At 51.2% G+C, this 22,218-nt stretch carries 19 protein-coding genes and 1 other annotated feature; of the genes, 16 read left to right on the top strand and 3 right to left on the bottom strand.

All coding sequences use genetic code 11. From position 1 onward, the window contains the following. Window positions 1-23: 23 nt before the first annotated feature. Window positions 24-268, top strand: a binding site (T-box leader). 44 nt (window positions 269-312) lie between these two features. Continuing rightward, window positions 313-1,302 (top strand): tryptophan--tRNA ligase, encoded by a 990-nt coding sequence (trpS, locus tag TX77_RS10220; protein WP_044504987.1) that lies wholly within the window; start codon window positions 313-315, stop codon window positions 1,300-1,302. Window positions 1,303-1,374: 72 nt separating this feature from the next. Here the strand turns inward: trpS and TX77_RS13020 are convergent, their stop codons facing one another. Both TX77_RS13020 and TX77_RS10210 read right to left on the bottom strand, forming a co-directional pair. After that, on the bottom strand, window positions 1,375-3,783 hold the full coding sequence (locus TX77_RS13020) for a YadA-like family protein (RefSeq protein WP_049917354.1): 2,409 nt from the start codon (window positions 3,781-3,783) through the stop codon (window positions 1,375-1,377). Between the two features lie 72 nt (window positions 3,784-3,855). After that, entirely contained in the window at window positions 3,856-4,680 is an 825-nt protein-coding gene (locus tag TX77_RS10210; RefSeq protein WP_044504986.1) for a hypothetical protein, read from the bottom strand. Between the two features lie 989 nt (window positions 4,681-5,669). On the opposite strand from TX77_RS10210, the gene TX77_RS10205 reads away from it, so the two are divergent. The 12 genes from TX77_RS10205 (at window position 5,670) to TX77_RS10150 (ending at window position 18,447) form a co-directional block, all read left to right on the top strand. Beyond that, entirely contained in the window at window positions 5,670-6,074 is a 405-nt protein-coding gene (locus TX77_RS10205; protein ID WP_044504985.1) for a hypothetical protein, read from the top strand. 14 nt (window positions 6,075-6,088) lie between these two features. Further along, entirely contained in the window at window positions 6,089-7,399 is a 1,311-nt protein-coding gene (locus TX77_RS10200; protein ID WP_044504984.1) for an NfeD family protein, read from the top strand. Window positions 7,400-7,652: 253 nt separating this feature from the next. Beyond that, window positions 7,653-8,699, top strand: coding sequence for a flotillin-like protein FloA (gene floA / locus TX77_RS10195; protein WP_044504983.1), 1,047 nt, complete (start codon window positions 7,653-7,655; stop codon window positions 8,697-8,699). 9 nt (window positions 8,700-8,708) lie between these two features. Then, complete coding sequence (locus TX77_RS10190) at window positions 8,709-9,137, top strand: hypothetical protein (protein WP_044504982.1); 429 nt, start codon at window positions 8,709-8,711, stop codon at window positions 9,135-9,137. Window positions 9,138-9,154: 17 nt separating this feature from the next. Then, window positions 9,155-9,889, top strand: coding sequence for an alpha/beta fold hydrolase (locus TX77_RS10185; RefSeq protein ID WP_044504981.1), 735 nt, complete (start codon window positions 9,155-9,157; stop codon window positions 9,887-9,889). Between the two features lie 200 nt (window positions 9,890-10,089). Further along, on the top strand, window positions 10,090-11,211 hold the full coding sequence (locus TX77_RS10180; RefSeq protein WP_044504980.1) for a metallophosphoesterase: 1,122 nt from the start codon (window positions 10,090-10,092) through the stop codon (window positions 11,209-11,211). A gap of 26 nt (window positions 11,212-11,237) precedes the next feature. Then, window positions 11,238-12,215, top strand: coding sequence for an asparaginase (locus TX77_RS10175; protein WP_230198111.1), 978 nt, complete (start codon window positions 11,238-11,240; stop codon window positions 12,213-12,215). A 125-nt stretch (window positions 12,216-12,340) separates the two neighbouring features. Then, window positions 12,341-13,369 (top strand): S-layer homology domain-containing protein, encoded by a 1,029-nt coding sequence (locus TX77_RS10170; protein ID WP_044504976.1) that lies wholly within the window; start codon window positions 12,341-12,343, stop codon window positions 13,367-13,369. A gap of 15 nt (window positions 13,370-13,384) precedes the next feature. Continuing rightward, the gene (locus TX77_RS10165; RefSeq protein ID WP_044504974.1) at window positions 13,385-14,584 is read left to right on the top strand and encodes an S-layer homology domain-containing protein; all 1,200 of its coding nucleotides are present in this window, start codon (window positions 13,385-13,387) and stop codon (window positions 14,582-14,584) included. Window positions 14,585-14,828: 244 nt separating this feature from the next. Beyond that, a complete protein-coding gene (locus TX77_RS10160) occupies window positions 14,829-17,006 on the top strand; it encodes an LPO_1073/Vpar_1526 family protein (RefSeq protein ID WP_044504973.1) in 2,178 nt (725 codons plus the stop codon). 11 nt (window positions 17,007-17,017) lie between these two features. Next, on the top strand, window positions 17,018-17,893 hold the full coding sequence (gene galU / locus TX77_RS10155; RefSeq protein WP_044504971.1) for a UTP--glucose-1-phosphate uridylyltransferase GalU: 876 nt from the start codon (window positions 17,018-17,020) through the stop codon (window positions 17,891-17,893). 137 nt (window positions 17,894-18,030) lie between these two features. Further along, a complete protein-coding gene (locus TX77_RS10150) occupies window positions 18,031-18,447 on the top strand; it encodes a SoxR reducing system RseC family protein (RefSeq protein WP_044504970.1) in 417 nt (138 codons plus the stop codon). Between the two features lie 78 nt (window positions 18,448-18,525). Here the strand turns inward: TX77_RS10150 and TX77_RS10145 are convergent, their stop codons facing one another. After that, window positions 18,526-19,551, bottom strand: coding sequence for a hypothetical protein (locus tag TX77_RS10145; RefSeq protein WP_044504969.1), 1,026 nt, complete (start codon window positions 19,549-19,551; stop codon window positions 18,526-18,528). Between the two features lie 195 nt (window positions 19,552-19,746). Here TX77_RS10145 and TX77_RS10140 point away from each other — a divergent pair, with 195 nt between their 5' ends. From TX77_RS10140 to rpmF, 3 genes are read left to right on the top strand one after another with little or no spacing between them, the layout of a single operon-like run. Next, a complete protein-coding gene (locus TX77_RS10140) occupies window positions 19,747-21,408 on the top strand; it encodes a nucleoside kinase (RefSeq protein ID WP_044504968.1) in 1,662 nt (553 codons plus the stop codon). A 35-nt stretch (window positions 21,409-21,443) separates the two neighbouring features. Continuing rightward, on the top strand, window positions 21,444-21,950 hold the full coding sequence (locus TX77_RS10135; protein WP_044504967.1) for a YceD family protein: 507 nt from the start codon (window positions 21,444-21,446) through the stop codon (window positions 21,948-21,950). A gap of 36 nt (window positions 21,951-21,986) precedes the next feature. Further along, the gene (gene rpmF, locus TX77_RS10130; RefSeq protein ID WP_044504966.1) at window positions 21,987-22,172 is read left to right on the top strand and encodes a 50S ribosomal protein L32; all 186 of its coding nucleotides are present in this window, start codon (window positions 21,987-21,989) and stop codon (window positions 22,170-22,172) included. Window positions 22,173-22,218 lie beyond the last annotated feature (46 nt).

The following is a 22,218-nucleotide window of genomic DNA, read 5'->3' as shown; positions in this document are numbered from 1 at the left end:
GATAGATGCATCAAATAGGATATATAACGTCGATGAGCGGGAGCAAGTACCGTCATGATACCCCTTGACAGCGAGCCGGTGGCAGTGGAAGTCCGGTAAGAGGCCGTGATCGGGAATGGGCCCGGGAGATGCGGACTGAACGAAGACAGTAGGTTCCGCCGGAATTTTCACCGTTACCTTGAAAAGATGCATCAACAGGTGCATTAGAGCCGGGCCATATGGCCAACCAGGGTGGTACCGCGGAGCTGACTTTCCTTTCGTCCCTATGTATAGGGGATGGAAGGTTTTTTTTATGAATCAGGAGGTACCATTATGGCAGTTATTTTTTCCGGTATTCAGCCCAGCGGCAATCTTACCTTAGGCAACTATTTAGGCGCACTGCGCAACTTTTCTAAAATCCAGGACGGCAACGAATGTTATTACTGCGTCGTCAATCAGCATGCCATCACCGTTCCCCAGGACCCGAAGCTTTTGCATCAGCGGACGCGGGAACTAGCAGCTATCTATTTAGCTTCCGGCCTCGATCCGGATAAGTCGACACTCTTCGTCCAGTCCGAAGTTCCCGAACACGCCCTCTTAGGCTGGATGATGATTACCTCGTCCTACGTCGGCGAATTGGAACGGATGACTCAGTACAAGGATAAGGCGTCGAAACAGGGCGATTCCATTCCGGCCGGTCTCTTAACCTATCCGCCCCTCATGGCTGCCGACATTCTCTTGTATCAGACGAATTTCGTGCCCGTCGGCGACGACCAGAAGCAGCATTTGGAAATCACGCGCAACTTGGCTCAGCGCTTCAACCGCCTCTACGGCGAAGACATCTTTACCATTCCTGACATCTACCTCGGCCAGGACGGCACGCGGGTCATGAGCCTCCAGGAACCGACCAAGAAGATGAGTAAGTCCGACGATAACGAAACGGCAACGATTTATCTTCTCGACGAACCGAAGGCCATTGAAAAGAAAATCAAGCGGGCCCAGACGGACAGTGAAAACTCCGTCCATTATGACAAAGATCAGAAGCCGGGCATTTCAAACCTCATCGAAATCCTCTCGGCCCTGACCGACCAGACCCATGAACAGGTCGAAGCGGCTTACGTCGGTAAAGGCTACGGCGCCTTTAAGAAGGACGTTGCCGAAGCCATCATTTCGACGTTGGAACCGATTCAGCAGCGCTATCGCCAGTTGGTCAGTGAACCGGAACTGGACGACATCCTTGACAAGGGGGCAGCCAAGGCTCACGCCAAAGCCAGCCTTACCTATGAAAAGGCCTGCAAGGCCATGGGCTTGTTCCGCAAATAATTTCATATATAGACATAAAAAAAAGCGAGACCGTGACGGTCTCGCTTTTTTGTTGCCATAGGAGGAGAGGACTTACATGCCGACTTTGTTCATCAGCTGCTGAATGAGAGCGCGCTGCTGTTCAAGTTCAGCCTTCTGGCTGTTGACCTGGCTGGCCAAAGCCTGGTTTTCCTGGCGAAGGGTATTGACTTCCGACGTCAAAGCGCTGACATCGACGGACGTACCCTGGCGATAGATGCGGTCGCCTTTGTTGCCGAATTTGAAGGAAACGCCGACGTTGAACATCTTTTCATCGCTGATCGTCGTGCCGAAGCTGAACATCGTATCAGCATTGGGGCGATAGAAGGCGCCGAGAGCTACGGCGTTGTCGCCTTTGTAGTTGCCGAGAGCGGCAGATGCCGAGAATTTATCTTCCGGGTTGAATTCCAACGGATGGAGACCTGCCAAAGCGGCTGCACCGGCACCGACTTTATCGACGCGGTCGTTCAAGCTGCTGACGCGGCCGTTCAAGTTGGTAACGTCATCTTTCAAGCCCGATACGTCGCTTTCCAAGGTATCGACGCGGGAGGTTACCTGATTTACGCTGCTGTCCAGATTGGTGACACCTAAGGTGCTCTTCCAGTTGTTGATGTTTTCCGTCGTCAAATTGGATCCGTCGACATTGGCTTTCTGGTCGAGTTCCGGTTTGACAGCGTTTTTAATAGCGTCATTGGAGACGTTAACGGCATAGGTCTTAGCATCGCCGTCTTTACCTTCAGTAACGGTCGTATTGACGCCGTCGACGACTTTAACGGATTTTTGAGCTACGTCTTTAATATGATCGTCGCTGGCCTGACCGGATACGACAGAATTGATGGCCTGATTCAAGGTGTCGCCGGTAATGAGGTTCTTGTCGCCGGCTTCATTTTTACCGGTACCCAAGGAATCACGAAGGGCGTCTTTATCTAAGGAGACATCATACTGGTTAACGCCGGATTTTTGCTGTTCTTCGTTTAAGCCGACTTTGATGAAGTTGTCGCCGCTTTTAACGGTAACGGCACCTTTGGCAGCATCTTTAGCAATATCGGTAATGACAGTTTTACCTTTGTCAGTAATATTTCCTAAATCAGTATCGGCTTTTTGAGATAAGCTGCCGTCAGGACCGGTGATGTTGGTGATTTGCTGTTGAACGTTATATAACTGGTCACCGGTAACAACATCGGTCGAGCCCTGGGTAATAGAGCCACCGGCAACGTTGGTAATCTTAGTACCGCCCATATCGATGCCGCCCTGGTTGATGGTTACCTTGCCGCCAACAGAGATACTGTTCGTAGTAATGCTGTTAAGCGTAATGTCATCGTTTAAGTTGAATTTGACGACGCCTTTTTCATCGACGGCGGCAGTTGTATTGGTACCATTGGTGAAGTTGAAGCCATCTGCTAAGGTTACCGCCTTGGAATCTCCACTGTTTGCCGTATAAGCTACGCTTGTACCAGCCGTATCGACGGATAAGTCATAAACCTGATGGTTGTCCGTTGTATCTGTAGACGGTGTAACTTTAACAGTTCCATTTGTGGATTTAACTTCTGTCTTAGCAGCTTTGCCAGCGTTTTCAATAGCAGTATTGAGTTCTTTTTGGATGTTAAAAATCTGTCCGCCGTTAATGGCATCTTTGGAATCTTCAGCGACACTGCCGTCACCGATATTTTTAACTACATTGCCGCCCATATCGACTTTGCCGGCCGTAATCGTAATAGCGGAAGTAGAACCATCAGTCGGAGCTGCAATGGTCAAGCCCGAATTGTTCAAGGTTGTGCCTTTATCACCGAAGGTAATGCTTCCATCAGACGACAAATCTAAGTCGTTGCTTAAGCCGACCTGGATCAATCGCTTATCGGCATCGACGGAAGTCGTGATATTGTCGTTGGCGCCGACGATATCGATGCGGCTCTGATCGGCGTCACTGGTAATGGTCAAGCCTTCAGCCGTGCTGGCCTTATCGGCACCGACGGTGATGTCGGAAATCGTTGCGTTAGCCACACGTTTGAGCTGCGCGACGTTAACAGCATCCGTATCTTCCGTACCGGCAGCGACGTTGGTGATTTGACGAGATAAAACGTATTTTACTCGACCATTACCATCATATGTCGTGGAACCAACACTAACCGCGCCCCCAGTAGATTTATAAGTACCAAGTTCAGTTTTCTGATTTCCTAAATCAGTGGCAAAATCTTGATTTTGAGCAACCCATTCGTTTAATGCATTAGTTGCCGCAACAGCTTCAGCAGTGTACTGTTCTTTAAGAGCTTTGGCTGCGGTATACTGATTTTGTTCATCTTCATTTGCACTACCTTTGGTGTTTACCATAATATTTTCTTGTTCAGCAGCTTTAGCCTGTGCATCATAAAGAGCCTGGTTTAATTTATTATATTCAGTAATTTGACTAGTATATTTAGAGTTAAAAGCCTTCAAACTATCACTGGCTCCAATGGCCGTTGCCAATCCGGATATATCCTTTGGTACGTAACTGCCGCCATCATCGGCAAAGGGAACGTAGCCAATCGTATTAGAAGCTCAGTTGGATACGGAGTTAGGCCCTAAGGCGACACCCTGAGAAACATAAACCTTGGCATTGGTACCTAATGCCGTACCACTGTAAGCAACAGACGCACTTTGACCTAAGGCTACACCATATAAGCCATTGGTTGAAGCATTAGCACCAATAGCGATACCACCGACAGCCTTTGCATTGTTACCGATAGCCATACTATAGTTAATACTACCATAGTTTTGATTGCCATCATTCTGCAGATATTTATAGAAAAGACCTGCCGTAGCGCCTTGGCCGATGGCAACACCATTGTCAGCTCTACTGAATACCCCCATTGCTACTGCCGAACTATTTGCATATGTATTTCGCCCTACTGCAGCACTGTTGGTACCGGCATAAGTACCTGCGCCCAAAGCGGTAGATCCCATAATCGCACTACTATACGTGCCGATAGCGGTAGTATAATTTCGTCCTGCATAGGCCCCAAAACCTATTGACATCTTACCAACGTTTTTATTATCGTCAACTACGCCACCGGATGTACCGTCTACCCCTTCACCATTTTCGTTATTATTCTTTGGTGTTCTAAACATATCAGAACCACCCATATATGAAGTATTAAATGTTTGACGATAATCAATAATTTTCATAGCCCATGTGTTATCTTTAGTCGGAGTTACAGCCCCCTTATCGATTACATCGGTATCTTTAGGTCCAGCACTAATACCAACATAAGATCCGGTCAAGCCGGCAGCCTGGACGGAGTAGGTTCCGCCGACCGTCGCGAAGCTGAGCAGCGTGACGGCTGCGACTTTTGCAAGAAGGTGTTTCTCTTTCTGAGTGTTCATAATCAAGTCCTCTTTTCTTAGTATAATTTTGATGGAAATAATCAAATTTATGCTATCATAAAAACCTTCATACATGCCATTATGAGTCGTTTTGAATCCATATTATTGCATTATAGACATATGAAATTTTATAAAAAATCCAAGGGCTCTTCGTGGATATGAAGGTTTTTTGATACAAAATAAGTACAACAATTTGTAATCTTTCGAGTTTATTATATCACGTTTAAAACACAGTTCAAGATATTTTTTAGGCGTAAGTATGCCTTTTTTAGATGAGTGTTCTGAGACTTTAGCAGAAAAAAGAGACGGATAAAGATTTTTTAATTTCAAAAAATAATCATCGTATTTTTTTGAAAATTAGGTTTTATAAATAAAAATATTTAATTTTACGATGTTTTTAATATCGATAATTATATTTATATTTAAAATTATTAAAAATAAACCACGGATAACTTTATGAAAAATGAAATCTGACAAGCTGTTAGTAATGACCTTTGATTATAATTGATAAAAACAATACGGATTGCAAATAAATAGCAAATAACAACAAATAGGTATCCATAGATTTTAAAAACTACCTATAAACATGATATATCTTATCTTATATAACGGGCTGGTGTCAATATAATATTGGACTTTTTTGTGTTTTTTTAGCCGATATATCTTGTTGGTGACATGTTTGTGTCATCCCGTTGTGAATGGCGAAGGTAAAAGACAGGATGCAAGGTAATGTGTTCGGTAAAGGCCTTGTAATATATAATAGAAAAATATGGTCCGTGAAAGGGAAGGGATATAGTGGAATTTATTGACAGCTATGGTATACTCTGGGTAGGCTCTGAATTATCTTGCCATCCGGCGTATTTATGGGACCTGACAGCCCGGTGGGAGGGCCTTCTTTTTCTTTTGCCGAGAAGGAATTTGACAAGATGGTGTAGAATATCTATCGTAAGGTAATCTAAGTTTTACTATATTGCTTGGAGGTAGTCATTATGACTCTCAGTTTATTTTGGTCACGCTATACGTTGGAGCTTCAAGAGCAACATTTGCGTGAGGTCGATGCCTTTTATCATTATTTGATTGCCCGTGAACGTTGGAACTGGTTGCTGGCTAAGATTCCGGAGCAGGATCAGATCAAGATCCTCTGCGGTCACAACCACGGCAAGGATGCCTGGACCTGCCGCACCTGGTTCGATCACATGCTGGAATGGATTAAAGCCAATAAACCGCCGGCTGTCTATGATGCTGTCGTCGACAAGATCCATATGATTGAGGAGAAACCGATTGAAGAATTAGAAAAGCAAGCGGCCCGCAATATTTCACCGGAAGAATTGGAAAAACTCCATCGTGCCGGCTATTTTCAATGCGTTGCGGCGCCTGAAAAAGTGAGTGAATGAAAGCAGGTGAGGGAATGACTTTTGTATTGCGTATGATAACCGCCTTGGTCCTTATGTTTTCGCTGACAGCTGCCCTGCCGGCGGCGTCGGTGCAGGCCGATACGGTCCGCGTGCTGCCCATTTCCGGCGACATCGACGGCAGTCAGGTGGCCTTTATTCAGCGAGGGCTGCGCCAGGCTGAAGAAAACGGCGATACGGCCGTCGTCATTCCTATCAACACCTTAGGCGGCCGCGTCGACAGTGCCTTAAAGATACGGGATATGATCATGGCCTCTGACGTGCCGGTCATCGCCTATATTACGTCGCGGGCCTGGTCGGCAGGCGCCCTCATCGCCTTGTCGAGCCGCCATATCATCATGGCACCGGGAAGCAGCATCGGTGCGGCTGAACCGATTCCCGACACGGAGAAAAACATCGCCGCCTTAAAAGCTGAATTCAGTGCGACAGCTGCCCAGACCGGCCACAATCCCGGTGTTGCCGAAGCCATGGTCGATAAGACCAAGGGCTATCCGGGCTATGCCGATCCGGGAAAAATCCTGGCCTTGTCCGATAGTCAGGCTAAGGAACTGAACGTATCGGACGGTTCGGCCGATACCTTGTCCGACGCCTTGGCCCTTTACAGCCTTGGCGATGCACAGACTATTTACGTAGATAAAGATTGGCGTGATGACATGATCGGTATTTTACAAAATCCCTATGTACGAACCTTATTCGTCGCCTTGATCATCGCCGCCCTCTTGGCCGAAATCAAGATGGCCGGTATCGGCGCCGGCATTGCTACAGCCTTCGTCTTTGGCGGACTCTTACTCTACTCCGGCAATGAACCCTTGGTGGCAGATCTCAAAATTATCGCTGCCTTTTTAGTCAGTCTGTTGTGCATCGGCCTTGAATTGGCCTCTCCGGGCATCGGCATTTTCGGCTTGGCCGGCGTCGTCCTCTTGTTCGGCAGCCTGTTCTTTATGCTCGGGGCGACGTATGAGTCAATCTATATCCTGGCCGGCGGGACCGTTTTGGCGCTCATAGTCTTTTATTTCTTGGGCCGTCATTTACCCAAGAGCTCCCTCTTTGATAAATTGACCCTTAAGAATCGTTCGACCAAGGAGAAGGGCTATACGTCTCAGGAAGACTACAGCCGCTACCTCTATGAACGGGGGACGACGATTACCATTCTGCGTCCGTCCGGGACGATACGCATCGGCAAGGAACGCGTCGATGCCGTAGCCAACGGCTCTTTCATCGACCGCGACGTCACGGTCCGTGTCATCAGTGTCGAAGGCGGCCGCATCGTCGTCGAACCGGAGCCGGAACGCCATCTGAAGGATTGAGATGGAATAAAGTGACAAAGTGAGCTATAATAAAACTATGTATAAACGGTATATATTATAGTTAAAGCTTTCAGAATAGGAATGCCTTCCCCGTGAGGAAGGAGCTGCCCGAGGAATGGCAGAGGCACTCGGGCCGTATGGTTCGTGTGAAAAGAGAAAGGTGGCGAAGTTTGCTGCGGCCTCTGCAGCACAGAAGGGTTCACCGTGTCCGCACGCGTCTCTGCGGACTGTGTTTTGCGCAGCATTCTGCCTTATGAGTCTTGTATCTTTTCTAGCCGTTCCCATTTTCATCATTGCTTTGGCCGTTGTCGTCATCGCCTTATTCTTGCACTTCGTGCCCATCGGATTGTGGATCTCGGCCATGGCTGCCGGTGTCTCCGTAGGCATCGTCAACCTCATCGGCATGCGTCTGCGCCGGGTCATCCCGTCTAAGATCATCCTGCCCTTGGTCAAGGCCAATAAGGCCGGCCTCGACGTCAACGTCAATCAGCTCGAAGCCCACTACCTGGCCGGCGGTGATGTCGACCGCGTCGTCGATGCCCTCATCGCCGCGCATCGGGCGACCATGTCCCTGACGTTTGAACGGGCCTGCGCCATCGACCTGGCCGGCCGCGACGTCTTGGAAGCCGTTCAGATGAGCGTCAATCCGAAGGTCATCGAAACGCCTTTTATTTCGGCTGTTGCCCAAAACGGGATTGAATTGAAAGTTCGGGCCCGGGTTACGGTTCGCGCCAACATCGACCGCCTCGTCGGCGGTGCCGGGGAAGCGACGGTCATCGCCCGTGTCGGCGAAGGTATCGTCACCAGTGTCGGTTCGGCTCAGGACCATTCTGAAGTGTTGGAAAACCCGGACAAAATCAGTAAGACCGTCCTCAATAAGGGCCTTGATGCCGGGACGGCTTTTGAAATCTTGTCCATCGATATTGCCGACGTCGACGTAGGCCGCAATATCGGTGCCCGCCTCCAGACCGACCAGGCTGAAGCCGACAAGCAGATTGCCCAGGCAAAGGCCGAAGAACGGCGTGCCATGGCTGTTGCCAAGGAACAGGAAATGCAGGCTTATACCCAGGAAATGCAGGCCAAGGTCGTCGAAGCCCAGGCCGAAGTTCCCCTGGCCTTGTCCCAGGCTTTGCGTGAAGGTAAATTAGGCGTCATGGACTATTACAATATGAAGAATATCATGGCCGATACGGATATGCGTACGGCTGTCGCTCAGGCCGGCGTGCCTAAGACCCAGTCGGCGTCGACCGTAAAGGATGATCACCACGACCATCACGATGGAAGCCATTCGGAACAGTAGGTGATGACCATGGATCTTGTATGGATGATTATCGTCGTCGTCTTGATGGGGGTCCTGCCGGACCTCTTGCGCCGCAAGCGAAAGTACCCGCGGAGCAAGGGACCCATTCCCGTACCGCCCCGGCGTAAGCCGGCCCCGGCCCCAAAGATGGAAGCACCGGAACCGACAGTGCCGGAACCGTCCTTTCCCGATTGGGATGAGGGTTGGGATAATATGAATTTCCCCGATGAACCGGAACCGGCGCTTCCGAAAAAGATGGTGCCGCCACGGGTCGCTGCAGAGCGTCCCAAGTCTGTGCCGGTCGTCGTGCCCCAGCGCGTCCGTCCTGCCCCTTGGAGCGGTCTTACGCCCCAAGCGAGAGAACTCTATGCCGGTTTTGTCTGGTCGGAAATCTGGCAGGAACCGTTGGCGCACCGCAAGGGATTTATAAAAAAATAGAGAGGATTTAACCATAGATGATTGAAGAAAGAGAAGTTGGTCTCAAAGGGATTCCCGGTCTCGTTATTACATCCGGGGAAAAAGCAAAAGGCGTCGTCTTGTTTTATCACGGCTGGTCGTCGCAGAAGGAATTTCAGGCCGTCCGCGGCCGTATCTTGGCCTCTTACGGATACGATGTCATCATTCCCGATGCCGTCAACCACGGCCATCGCGGCACTCTTGACTATGAAAGCAAGGCCGTCTATGCTGATTTTTGGCAGACGATCTTCCAAAACATGATGGAAGTACCCCTCATGCTGGAATATATTGCAGAACATTGGCCCAATACGCCTCTGGCTGTCATGGGTCATTCCATGGGCGGCTTTACGGCTGTCGGGGCTTGGAGCCTGTTTAAAGAGTTCAAGACAGCCATCGTCATGAACGGCTCCGGCTGGTGGGAAGAATCGGAACGGCGTTTCCGCTCGTCCCTTCACATCGAAAAGCCGAGGTCCTACCACTTCTTGCAGATGCAGTTTGCCGCTATGGATCCTTATCAGCATATGGACCGCCTCATCGGCCGTTCTCTCTTGTCTCTTCGCGGCGGTGCCGACGATGTCGTCGATGGAGCCGCTCAGGAACTCTATCTTGAAAAGCTGGCTCAGCACAGCGATGTAAAGACTCAGTCCGTCGTTTACGACGGCCTCGGCCACTTCGTCACGACTAATATGATGGGCGATGCCGCAGCCTGGCTCAATCAGGAACTGAAGGCATAAGGAATCCTATGGAACACAAAACAACAACCGCATGGACGCGGACGCTTCGCTTCTTATCCTTTCGGATGGGGCCGGGCGTATTTCGTCCTTGCCGTTGTTGTTTTTTTTCGGCTTTTTAGGTGCTTGCCTTGACAGGGGCCGTGGAAATTTTTATGATAAGATGACATGATTTATTGGAGTATACGAATGGGGGAAATGCCGTGAAACAACGCCATTATTTTTATTTGATCCTGGCTTTCATTGGTGAACTGTCGGTACTCGGTCAATGGGCTCTCTTTCGCCATAGTCTGCCCGTTCCGGAGATGCCTCTTTTGGCACTCTTTATGGTACTGCCAATTCTGTATGTCATACCGTACGTCTTTTCCGAGGTGCTGCCGCCAGTTATAACGCGGGGGCTGACCCGCTTTGCCGGCTATTGGTTTTCCTTTTCTTACTATGCGACGATGCTCCTCATTCCGGGGCTCTTGTTGTGGATTGTCACACAGCTCATGGGCCACGATGACCTTTGGCAGGGGACGGTTTCCGTCTATTACAGCGCCTTTGCTTTTGGGTTCACTTGGCTGCTCTTGGCTGTCGGAGCCTGGATCGGCCATCATCAGGTCGTGCGGACCGTCGATATCGAGACCGACAAGGCTATTGACCGCGACTTTTCCATTGCCTTCGTCAGCGACATTCACTTGGGTGCTGTCCTGGGGACGTCCTTTAGCCGCCAATTGACGCGGGACGTCAACGCCTGCCGGCCCGATATGGTCCTCATGGGCGGCGATATCATCGACGGTGACTTACAGTACGTCTTAAGAGAAGACAGTTTTTCCGGGTTTGAAGGCCTTAAAGCGCCGGCCAGTGTCTTTGCCGTCATGGGTAATCACGATACGTACGGGGAAAACCTGGCCTTAGAAGCAGAAACCTTAGGCCGCTACGGCGTTCAGGTCCTGAACGGTGACGTCGTGACGCCTATTCCGGGCGTGAGCCTCTTTGGTCGGGAAGACTATTACATCGCTCCGGCAGCACCGGTACGGAAGGCTGATGAGGCAGATTTTTCGATTTTTATGGAACATGAACCGATGCACATCCATCAGGCTGCTGAAGCCGGCTGGGACCTTCACGTCAGCGGCCATACCCATGCCGGACAGTTTTGGCCGAATCGGCTGGTGACGAGCCGCCTCTTTGCCCTTGATTACGGGACCCGCACGTTCGGTAAGATGACGGCTATGGTTTCCAGCGGCTACGGTGCCTGGGGCGCCTTGTTCCGAATCGGTCCGCCGCCGGAAGTCGTCCTTATTCGCGTCCATAAGAAAGATTCGCAGAAAGAAATATACTAAAAAATAATCACCTCAGAGGAGGAACGATGATGGGAAAAAGAAAGATTTATGTCTTAGCCTGCGGCGGGACGATTGCCGGTAAAGCCGCGTCCGCCGATGACCTGACCGGATATGAAGCCGGCAAGACTTCGATTGGAGAACTGCTGGATGCCGTACCGGCTGTGGGTGACTATGCTGAGGTAAAAGGCGAACAGTTCGTCAATATTGACAGCTCCGATATGACCGAAGCCCTGTGGCAGGCCTTGGCTTCCCGCGTGCAGGAAGTGGCCGACCGGGATGACGTCGACGGCATCGTCATCACCCATGGGACGGATACGATGGAGGAAACGGCTTATTATCTCAATCTTACCGTCCATACTCGAAAGCCCGTCGTCCTTACCGGATCCATGCGGCCGGCGACGGCTATCAGTGCCGACGGCCCTTTGAATCTCTTGGAAGCCGTTCAGGCCGCAGCCGATGCAGCCCTTGGCGACTGCGGCGTTGTCATCGTTATGAACAGCGTCATCCACAGCGCCCGTTTCGTCGAAAAGACGGATACGACCCACGTCGATACCTTTAAGGCTCGTCAACTGGGCTGTTTGGGCTATATGCAGGACGGCCGGGTCCGCCTTTATCAAAAACCGCTGCGGCAGCATACCTTTTCATCGGATTTGGTTTCGCCCTTGACCCTGCCGGCCGTTGCCGTCGTCTACGCCTATGTCGGCCTTCGGGCTGAGGACGTCGTGCAGCTGGCTCGGGGGAAAGAGGGGTTGGTCATGGCCGGTCTCGGCCACGGCAAGATGCCGGCCCCGGTGTGGACGGCCCTGCAGCCGCTGATGGAAGAAGGCCTCGTCGTCGTCCGGGCTGCCCGGTCCCTGGGAGGCCTGGTCACACCTGTCCCTTCTTACGACGGTACGGTGACGGCTGATTCCCTGACGCCGCAGAAAGCCAAGATTCTCTTGCAGCTGGCCCTCTGTCGGACGAAGGACCTTTCTGAAATACAGGCTTTCTTTGACGCCTATTAATCGGGACGAAAGGGGCCCGCGCCTTCCCTAATAAGGCCGGGTGTGATAAAATAAATAAGATATATAAACTACAGCCATGTTATCGATGTAGCCCTTACGACAATATAGATAGGAGCGAATGAATCATGAAAAAGTACAAAAAATTAGTAGTACTGACGGCCTTGACCGCAGCTCTCAGCACGTCGGCTTTTGCTGCCGGCACGGGTATTACCGATATCCGTAATTATTGGGGTAAAGATGCGATTCAGTATTTTTATGACAACCATTATGTCAGCGCTGCCAACGGGCAGTTCCGTCCGAACGACGATATTACCCGTGAAGAAGCCGCCTCTGTCATCGACAATATGATCGGCAAGGAATCGACGGTGAAGACGACGAAATTCAGTGACGTCAAAGGACGCTGGTCCGAACGAGCCATTGCATCCCTCGTTGACAAACAGATCATGAACGGCTACAGCAACGGTACCTTTAAGCCGCAGCAGCGGATCACTCGTGAAGAATTTGCCGTCATTGCCTATAACTATATGACTTATCAGGGTATGACCACTGTTGAAGGTGCGGCTCCTTTTGCCGATGAAGCCAAGATTTCGACGTGGGCTCGCCAGGCCGTCCATGCCTTGGCTGCTGCCGGCTATATGAAGGGCGGCAATTACAACATGTTCAACCCGAAACAGTACGTCACCCGCGGTGAAGCGGTCAACGTCTTGTACCGCATCATGACTGGCGTCAAAGTGACCAACCAGAGCCAGGACGGTTTGGAAGCTAAGGCCTTTACCAATATTAAAGACGTCTACGGTTCGGTCAAAGCTTTTGCCAACGACGGCATCATGTACTGGCAGGGCGACAAACTCCACATCGGTGTAAAAGATGTCAAGAACCGCCAGAAATTAGCCGATGCCATTGCCGATGATAAGGATATTCCTGCTGAATCGGTCTATGTCCAGAAGTCGACGTACAGCTACAATGACTATAAGAACATTATGGCCCAGGCCGAAAAGATTTATCGCGCTACGGAATCGACGGATGCTGCAGTCACGACGGCACCGGATTACCTTAATGAAAAAGTTATCCTCACCGTTCCTTCCATTTCGAAAGAAACGCAGAACAACCTCAATAAAGCGCTGGGGAGTGCCCTTCGTATCGTCATTCAGTAAGCTAGGAGGTCTCTCATGGTACGACATAAAATCGCTGCCTTCTTGGCAGCTGCGATGCTCCTTTCGGCAAGCCCGGCTTTCGCCGATGCTCCGTACACCGATTTGGGGAGCATGGCCGACCGCCAGGCCGTCGATTACTTGTATGATACGCAGTGCCTGACTTTTATTACGGGAAACTCCTTTGAGCCCAACCGGGTCCTGACCCGCGGTGAATTAGCTCAGCTCCTGTATAATGTTGCCGGAAACATCCCCTTAGTTCAGCCGGGAGCGCCGGCGTTAAAAGATGTTTCCCAAGGGACAGCCGGTGATGCTATGAATGCCGTTGCGGCTCAAGGTATTTTGACGGGCTATCAGGACGGAAACTTCCAGCCTGAAGCGCCGGTAAGCCGTGAAGAGTTCGCTGACGTCATTTACCGTTACCTGCAGTATAGCCGCATGGCCGATCCGGATCAGGAAGTGATGCCTTATGCCGACGAAGCGCAGGTGTCTCCGGCTTATGCGCAAGCTGTCGCCATCCTTCACAGCAAGAATATCATGGTGCCGGCCGACGGCTATTTCCGACCCAAAGAAGGGATGACCCGAGCCGATGCGGCCCAGGTATTTTATCGGTTCATGCATTCTGACGGCGACTATACGTCTCACGTGCAGATTGAAACCCAGGTGATGAAGGCCATCAATGCCGAATACGGTTCGGTCCTGGCTTATTTCCAAAGAGGGACGATGTACTGGGACAACGATGTCTTAGTCCTCGGCATCAAAGGCAGTCCGAGCAAGTACTTAACGAAACGGATTAAGGACGATGTGTCGAAGCCTGAAGCCGTTCAAATCCGCCGCGTTTCCTTGAGCCACGCCGATTACAGCCAGCTCATGAACCGGGCCATTCATACCATCGTCGATAAGGAAGGCGTCCAAAACTACGTCGGTGCTGTACCGGACTACGTCCATGAACAGATCGTCGTTACCGTTCGTCATCCTGTAAGTAAGGACACGCTGGCTGAACTTTCCAGCCGCGTCGGTGCCGGCCGGGTTCGCTTAGAAACGATGGTCCCTGCCGGACAGACGTCTGTCGTCCAGGTTCCCGGCGTCGACGCTTCGAATGAAACGGCGAAGGCTGAACCGTCCGGACAGACTGTGAACCGGAGATTGTATGCAGCCGCCCTTGACGACACGACCTCGTCGGCGGTGACATCGGTCCAGAACGACGCTATGAACTAAAGATTTCAACAGTATCGAAGGTGCTGATTGACGGCATCTGACGGCGCTGTCTATGAGGCAGTGCCGTTTTTCTTTCTTTATTTTTGGCCCCTTGGCGTCATAGTTCGGTGCGGGTGAGGATAAAGAAATGGTTTATTGTCTATTTATGCAATGTTTTGAATTAAAGTCCAATATATAGTAGCTCAGGCAAGCATCTTATGCTACAATGGGTACAGAAGTTTGATGAAATAGAGGAGAGGATGACATGACAAACTTTTTGCCGTACGCTATTATAGCGGGTATCGCAATCGTCTTTTTTGTAATTTGTTATATTTTGTATTCCAGTGGGGAAAAATCCGAGAGTAGTCCCCAAACGGAGACCCAGAACGGGAAGACGAAGACGCGGACTCGCTACGACGGCGGACCACAGCCGCGGAAGGTCCAGCACCGCCGGCCGGCAACAGTTAAACATGCCAGACAACTGCCGAACGTGGCAGTCGAAGAAGATACAGAACCCTTGCCACAGGTTCCGAAAATGACCCTTGGGGAGCGGCGGGAACACCCGGAAGAAACGGCTTTCGTCACGACGAAAGGCGAAGCGGTCCGCCACAATGGAAAAATCGTCTATCGAGAAGCCTCTGTGCCCGTACGGAGAGGCCCCAATGCCGACAGCGTCGATGCGACGCAGGTATTGTCGCGCGATGAAATCCTGGAAGCCATGGAAAAGGTGGACAAGGAAGAAGCGGTAGCCTATAAGGCTCGGGAAGAAGAAGCGAAATTGGCCCGCCAGCGTCAGGAAGAACAGGAAAGAGCAGCACAGGAACAGCAGCTGACTCAGCGTCGAGAACGCCGTGAACGAGCTCGTCATGCCGTCGCTGCAGCCAAGGCCGAAACCGAAAGCCGCGGCAGCCGGAGCCAGTGGTCGGAAGACGTATCCGATACGAAAGAAGAAAAGGCCCCTTTAGCCGATATGGCCGCTGTCGTCTCTGCCGATTTGGCGGAAAAGACTCGCGCCGCAGCCGGCAGTGAACCGGCTGCAGCTAAGGCGGAACCGATGGCCGATGTGAAGGTTGTACCGGCACGGCCTCAAGAAAAAGCTCCGGCGGCCGATAAGGTCGTCGCCGATGAACGCCGTGTTTCTGAGGAAACGCAGGTTCTCCGTAAACCGGATCTGAACATGCCGGCTAAAGAAGGACCTGTCGTCAGTGAAGGCATGAAAGCCGTCGCGTCCCAATTGGAAAAGACCCAGCGCATGGAACCGATCCATATCGACGCTGCGACAACTGCCAAGAAAAACACGCCCGATGAAACGATGGTCATGCCGCCGGTACGGGCTCATAAGTCTCAGGAAAAGGCCAAACCTGTCGTCAAACCGGCTCAGACGTCGTGGGAATCCGGTACGTCAGGCCTTGATCTGCGGACGCCGCCGGCTTCCAGTGACTTGCATCGCCCGTCTCTTTGGGAACAGGACAGCACCGTCGAATCGCCCGTCGTCCGCCAGTGCGTATCCCACTTTTTGCGCCAATACGGCGTCGTATCGCCACAGCTTCAGCAGCAGACCGAATACATTACGTCCGCTGCCTTTGACCAGATCGGCTGTAAAACGGATGCCGAACGGCAGCAGGCTATGGCGCCCCTCATCGCTCAGGAAGCTTTGCAGAACGTCCAGAAGGCCTATGCCGCTCACCCCGATGACTACGTAGCCACCATTGCCCTTCAGGCGTTTTACGACATCATTAACGGTTCGCCCATTTCGACGCGCCACCTGGTCGCCATCGATGCCCTGAAGGTCATGCCTTACCTGTCTCAGAGCCATTACCAGATTTTGGCGATCCTCTTATTGTTCCTGTATTCGCGAAACTCTCACAATGTCGACAAAGACTCGTTCTGCCAGTACATTGATAAGTATATCTATCCCTTCCTGGAAGGATTCCCGACGGAACGGCCGTATTATCAGCAGCTCGACTACCTGCACTGCACGGCCTTTGAAGTGAAGGAAACTCACTTTGCAGAAATCCTGTCCGATTCCTATCCGCTTCTGTTCCGCTACCGCGGTTTTACCGAAGAAGAACTGCGCAAGGCCTTAAAGGGCATGCGCCTTTCCGACGAGTTCATCGTTCAGTCCTTTAATTCGCCCTTAGTCAAACTGGCTATGGTCGATGAAAGTATGGCCAAGCGGTTCTTCCGCATGACCGGCCTCACCGACAGGAATATTCAGGATCATATCCTGCGCCTGGCTAAAAAGCGCCCGGCTAATTTCAGCGGCGAAGAAGCCCTGGATATCATGGAAGACATTTCGCCGGTCCTGGCTGACCTCGGTGATATTTGGGACAGTTCGCTCCTGCGCGTATCGACCTTGTCCCTGTTAGGTCTCTACTTGGCCCAAGGATTCGTCAAAGAAATCATTGGCGAAGAATTTGACTTGTCTCGTTGGTTTGAATAAGGAGTTTTAGCGTGAAAAAGATTCGTAAAGCCGTCATCCCCGCCGCCGGTTTTGGTACCCGTTTCTTGCCGGCCACGAAGGCGACGCCAAAAGAAATGTTGCCCATCGTCGATAAACCGACGATCCAGTACATCGTGGAAGAAGCCCTGCAGAGCGGTATTGAAGAAATCCTCATTATCAGCGGCCATGCCAAAAGGGCCATTGAGGACCACTTCGATACCAATCCGGGCTTGGAAATGCACCTTGAAGAAGGTCGAAAAACGAAACTGCTCAACATGGTGCGCAGTATTTCGGAAATCAATATCCACTATATCCGGCAGAAACACATGCGCGGATTAGGCGATGCCATTCGCTGTGCCCAATCGTTCATTGCCGATGAACCCTTTGCCATCCTTCTCGGTGATGATGTCGTCTATAACGATACCAACCCGGCCTTGCGGCAGATGATTGATCTTTACAATGAACTCGACTCGACGATTTTGGGATGCCAGGAAGTTCCCCTGCAAAAGGTTTCGTCCTACGGTATCGTCCAAGGGATTCCCGTCGAGGGAAAACCGGTGCTGAAAGTTCAGCAGGTCATTGAAAAACCGGCCGTGGAAGAAGCGCCGAGCCGGACGGCTGTCTTAGGCCGCTACATCGTAACGCCGGATATTTTCGATATCCTCCGGGATACGAAGCCCGGGAAGGGCGGAGAAATCCAGCTCACCGACGCCTTGCAGACCCTGGCCTGCCAGAAGGCTGTCTATGCCTACTGCTTTGAAGGAAAGCGCTACGATGTGGGCGATAAACTGGGCTTTTTGAAGGCCAATGTCGAATATGCCCTTCGTCGTCCTGATTTAGCAGAACCCTTCCGGAAGTTCCTCTTAGAAACGGCAGAAAATCATTGATCGAAACGGCTGCTGACCTTCTCCTTAGGAGGTTGGCAGTCTTTTTTGTATTCCTATTTTCTATTTAATGTACACGAAAATAGTATTGATTGAAAAAATAACCCATGCTATAATAAGGGCAGAAAGAAGGGGATTTTATGAAGATTGAAGAAGGGACCATTATCGCTATAAAAGAAGCTGGCAGCGCTGAAATCAAAGTTGGCCGCCATTCCGATTGCATCGCCTGCGGCGCTTGTGACGGAGCTGACAATATTGTCGTTACGGCCGTCGATCCGTTAGGCGTCAAAGTGGGGCAGCACGTTCGCTTTGAATTCCGCGATGTCAATATCGTCATCGGTGCGTTTATCTGTTTTGTCATGCCGTTGCTCGTCTGTGCTGCCGGTGCTTTTGCCGGCCATTTCCTGGCCTTGTCCCAAGGATTTGATACCGTTCAGACCGCTGTTATTGGCGGTGTCATCGGTTTCATGATCGGCGCTGTCGGCGTAAAACTCTTCGACCGCTCGCTGTCAAAAGAAGAATCGTCTAAGCCGAAAATTATTGAAATCTGCTATTAAGGTCATACTGAAAATCGCCCGACCGATGGAACCATCTTTCTTCCACGGCGGGCGATTTTTTTGTATATCGGTTGTCATTCAGTAGCTTTGCGGCAAGTCATTTTCGATGGCCAGCTCTGTCCCGTCTTTGAGGGTGATGGCCGTGACTTCCAGGATGCTCGTCGTATCGTCGATATTGGCGGAACGGATGAGGGCATACTGCGAAGGGATCAAGGGATTGAGGAGAAACTGACTTTCATAGGTGCTCCTTTCAGCCGACGTTGACAGTCGCAGGGGCGACGTATAGAGGACGGCGTCATCGCTCTTGCGGCGCAGGGTATAGACGGCTTTGATGGCAGCAATCTGTTCTCGGTCCTGATGAAAGACCGGGGTATAACTCAGGCGGAGAAAGGTTTTGTCCTGGTCGGATACGAGTTTGGCTGATACATTTTGAAGGGTCAATAGGGCGTCTATTTTTTGCCGGACCGGTCTATTGTAGGCGTCGAGTTCATGGTTCATGACGGCTTGCAGGTCACTGATAAAGCCCTTGGCATCGGCAAGGCCTGTAATCCGCCAGGTATCGTCCGGCGTCTTTTCCATGGTGACCGTGCAGGGGACGGAGGCGTCGAGCTGCTCGTTGTAGAGGATAAAGGTGACCGTATTGTCATGGCTCCAGTCGGCGGAATCGAGGTGCCATCCAGAAATCGGAATGGAAAGGCCGGCGCTTTTCAAGGTGTTGCGGAGACTGGTGGCGACGGTGTTGTACTGCTCGTTATCGGTGTTTCCCGCCAGGGTCCAGGTAATATACAGGTCGGCTGCGGAGACGAAGGCCGAACGCAGGGGAGAATGGATGACGCTCAGGACCAGGGACTGATCTTCACGGGCCGTCTTATGCAGGATAAGAGCATCAAAAAATTGACCTGTCAAGGCTTCTTGGTCGACATAGCGGCTGAAGGTTTCGACGTCGCCGTCCTGGACGGAGCGGATGATCTGCTTGGCGGCGTAATCGGGCATCTTCACATAAATCTGGCGGTAGGCGCTAAAGGCGGTTATGATACAGCCTGCAAGGATGAGCAAGGCCAGAACTACTTTGCCGTCCCACAGGGTCAGTACTCTTTTTCTCATAGCATATCCTTTCTAGGGCAGGGTAAAACCTTATTTTCTCATTATACCATAGATAGCCCGTCGGAGTTAGCCTCGTCCCTTTTTTCTTGCTCAAAATCTTCCCTTTTGGTAAGCCGGTGGGGTTAAAATGCCAGGAAGTCTCAAATTATGTTATAATGGTAGCATCATCATCGATAGAAAGGGAGGTTGATGCCTGTGATTACCTTACAGGATGTGAAGTCGGGAACTTCTTACCAGGTAAAAGAAGGAACGACGCTGCAGCAGGTTTACGAGGAATATGGCCCGAACGGCGATATGCCCATTGCCGCTGCCCTCTATAATAATGAATGTGTCGGCCTCAAGACAAAAGTAGATCAAAACGGCGATGTCGACTGGCTGCCGATTAATTCGATGGAAGGCAATCAATGCCTGATACGGACGGCCATCCTGCTCTTGGTCCGTGCCGTCAGCGATCTCTACCCCAACGGCAAGGTGTTGGTCAAGCATGCCCTGCGCAAAGCCTTGTACTGCGAGTTGGAAATCGGCCATACGGTCACCTTCCACGACGTAGAAATGATTAAGACGCGGATGCATGAAATCGTCGACCAGGACGAAGCCATTTCCCAGGTCATCGCCAGTACGGAAACGGCCATGGCCATGTGCCGCAACCGCAATATGGAACGGGAAGCGGAACTGCTCAAGCACGTCGATGTCACCCATATCCTGGCCTACCAGTGCGGACCGACCTTCGACTACTATATGGGACCGCTCCTTCCCAGCATGGGCTATTTGACCTGCTTTAACCTGCGTCCTTATGCGCCGGGCGTCATTTTGGAAACGCCGACTGTGGGCAATCCCAACGAACTTCCGGAATACAAGGAAATCCCTAAGATGGCCCGCCTCTTTTTGGATGCCGAAGAGTGGGGACGCATCGTCCGCTGCGAATACGTCTACGATTTGAACCACTATATCGAAAACGGGACGATTCAGGACATGGTCGATGTCGCCGAAGCCCTGCAGGAAAAGGAAATGGGCCAGATTGCCGACTATATCGTCAGCCGCCGTCCGAAAATAAAGGTCGTCCTCATCGCCGGTCCCTCGTCGGCCGGGAAGACGACGTTCTGCAAGCGTTTACTGACCCATTTGCGGGTCAACGGCCTGCGGCCCTTGGGAATCTCCCTCGACGACTACTTCTATAATCGGGAAGACACGCCGAAAAATCCTGACGGCAGTTATGATTTTGAATCCCTTCGGGCCATCGACGTCCCCTTATTCAATCAGCAGATCGATGCCCTCAATCAAGGCAAGGCCGTGAAGCTGGCTCGTTTTGACTTCGTCACCGGTAAACGGTACTTCGATGATACGCCGGTTACCCTGGAAGCAGGGCAGCCGGTTGTCGTAGAAGGTCTCCACGCCTTAAATGATTCCCTGACCTATATGCTGCCGCGGTATGAAAAGGTAAAGATTTCCTTAGGCGTCCTGACCCAGATTCGGATCAACGACCACAACCGGATTTCTACATCGGATACGCGCATCATCCGGCGCATGGTGCGGGATCAGCAGTTCCGCGACCGCGGTCCCATGGCAACTATGGATATTTGGGCCGACGTCCGCCGCGGAGAAGAACAGAACATCTATCCCTACCAGGAAGATGCCGACAAGATTTTCAATACAGCCCTGCCTTACGAACTGTCCGTCCTGAAACCCTACGCCGAACCCTTGTTGGAATCCATCGAGAAGGACAGTGTTCACTATGCCGAGGCTCAGCGGCTGTTGAAATTCCTTCGTCCCTTTAAAGGTGTCGACGCTTCCGTCGTACCGCGAAACTCCCTGTTGCGGGAATTTATCGGGCCTGAAAAAAGAATTGACAAAGCCTAACCAGATAGATATAATAGTATAGTCGAGGTAGAAATATGAAACTACAAGTCGAAGAAGCACTAAAAGAAGCGGGGAAGTCATTTCCCTTCTCTTTTGAATGTCCGGCTGCCGAACTGGGTGATGTGGACGAATTTCCTTGGAAAGACGCCACCGTAGCTATCGACGGGACGTATGGATTCGATGGCAATCATATCGTTGTACATGGAAACATACGGGTATCCGGCGGCTACACCTGCAGCCGATGCTTGTCACCGGTATTGGTGGATCGGAATGAAACACTGTCTGAAGTCTATGGTACGGAAGCAGGGCTTCCAGAGGACGTATTGCCCTACAATGGGGAATACATCGATTTGACGGAGACAATTAGAGAAACGTTGATCCTCAGCGAGCCTATGAGGGTGTTGTGCCGGCCTGACTGTAAGGGACTTTGTCCGCAGTGCGGTGCAAACCTGAATGACGGACCCTGTAGTTGTCCTACCGACAATATTGACCCGAGACTCGACGTCTTGGCTCAATTATTACGATCCAAAGAAGAGCGCTAGAAATAACGTACCATGTGATCTAAGGAGGTGCAGACCATGGCAGTACCAAAGAACAGATTATCCCAGACTCGTCAGAAGATGCGTCGCGCAAACTGGAAATTGACAGCACCGGGTTTCGTTGAATGCCCGCAGTGCCACGAAGCAATGATGCCTCATCACGTATGCCCGACTTGCGGCTACTATAAAGGCAAACAGGTTGTCAACAACACAACGGCCGAATAAGGTTGTACATAAAAAAGCCGGTTCATGAACATGGATTTCATGAACC

Origin of the sequence: Megasphaera massiliensis (assembly GCF_000455225.1) — a bacterium.
GTDB classification, from domain to species: Bacteria; Bacillota; Negativicutes; order Veillonellales; family Megasphaeraceae; genus Megasphaera; species Megasphaera massiliensis.
The sequence above is the reverse complement of the archived record's forward strand: the minus strand, read 5'-3'. Positions and strand labels throughout refer to the sequence as shown.

What these genes read in the sequence shown, in the direction of transcription:
- TX77_RS10185 (WP_044504981.1), top strand. Translation starts at nt 9,155, where the DNA reads ATGATTGAAGAAAGAGAAGTTGGTCTCAAAGGGATTCCCGGTCTCGTT.
- TX77_RS10210 (WP_044504986.1), bottom strand. Translation starts at nt 4,680, where the DNA reads ATGAACACTCAGAAAGAGAAACACCTTCTTGCAAAAGTCGCAGCCGTC.
- TX77_RS10145 (WP_044504969.1), bottom strand. Translation starts at nt 19,551, where the DNA reads ATGAGAAAAAGAGTACTGACCCTGTGGGACGGCAAAGTAGTTCTGGCC.
- TX77_RS10170 (WP_044504976.1), top strand. Translation starts at nt 12,341, where the DNA reads ATGAAAAAGTACAAAAAATTAGTAGTACTGACGGCCTTGACCGCAGCT.
- TX77_RS10135 (WP_044504967.1), top strand. Translation starts at nt 21,444, where the DNA reads ATGAAACTACAAGTCGAAGAAGCACTAAAAGAAGCGGGGAAGTCATTT.
- TX77_RS10175 (WP_230198111.1), top strand. Translation starts at nt 11,238, where the DNA reads ATGATGGGAAAAAGAAAGATTTATGTCTTAGCCTGCGGCGGGACGATT.
- TX77_RS10150 (WP_044504970.1), top strand. Translation starts at nt 18,031, where the DNA reads ATGAAGATTGAAGAAGGGACCATTATCGCTATAAAAGAAGCTGGCAGC.
- TX77_RS10190 (WP_044504982.1), top strand. Translation starts at nt 8,709, where the DNA reads ATGGATCTTGTATGGATGATTATCGTCGTCGTCTTGATGGGGGTCCTG.
- TX77_RS10165 (WP_044504974.1), top strand. Translation starts at nt 13,385, where the DNA reads ATGGTACGACATAAAATCGCTGCCTTCTTGGCAGCTGCGATGCTCCTT.
- rpmF (WP_044504966.1), top strand. Translation starts at nt 21,987, where the DNA reads ATGGCAGTACCAAAGAACAGATTATCCCAGACTCGTCAGAAGATGCGT.
- TX77_RS10200 (WP_044504984.1), top strand. Translation starts at nt 6,089, where the DNA reads ATGACTTTTGTATTGCGTATGATAACCGCCTTGGTCCTTATGTTTTCG.
- TX77_RS10160 (WP_044504973.1), top strand. Translation starts at nt 14,829, where the DNA reads ATGACAAACTTTTTGCCGTACGCTATTATAGCGGGTATCGCAATCGTC.
- TX77_RS10205 (WP_044504985.1), top strand. Translation starts at nt 5,670, where the DNA reads ATGACTCTCAGTTTATTTTGGTCACGCTATACGTTGGAGCTTCAAGAG.
- floA (WP_044504983.1), top strand. Translation starts at nt 7,653, where the DNA reads ATGAGTCTTGTATCTTTTCTAGCCGTTCCCATTTTCATCATTGCTTTG.
- trpS (WP_044504987.1), top strand. Translation starts at nt 313, where the DNA reads ATGGCAGTTATTTTTTCCGGTATTCAGCCCAGCGGCAATCTTACCTTA.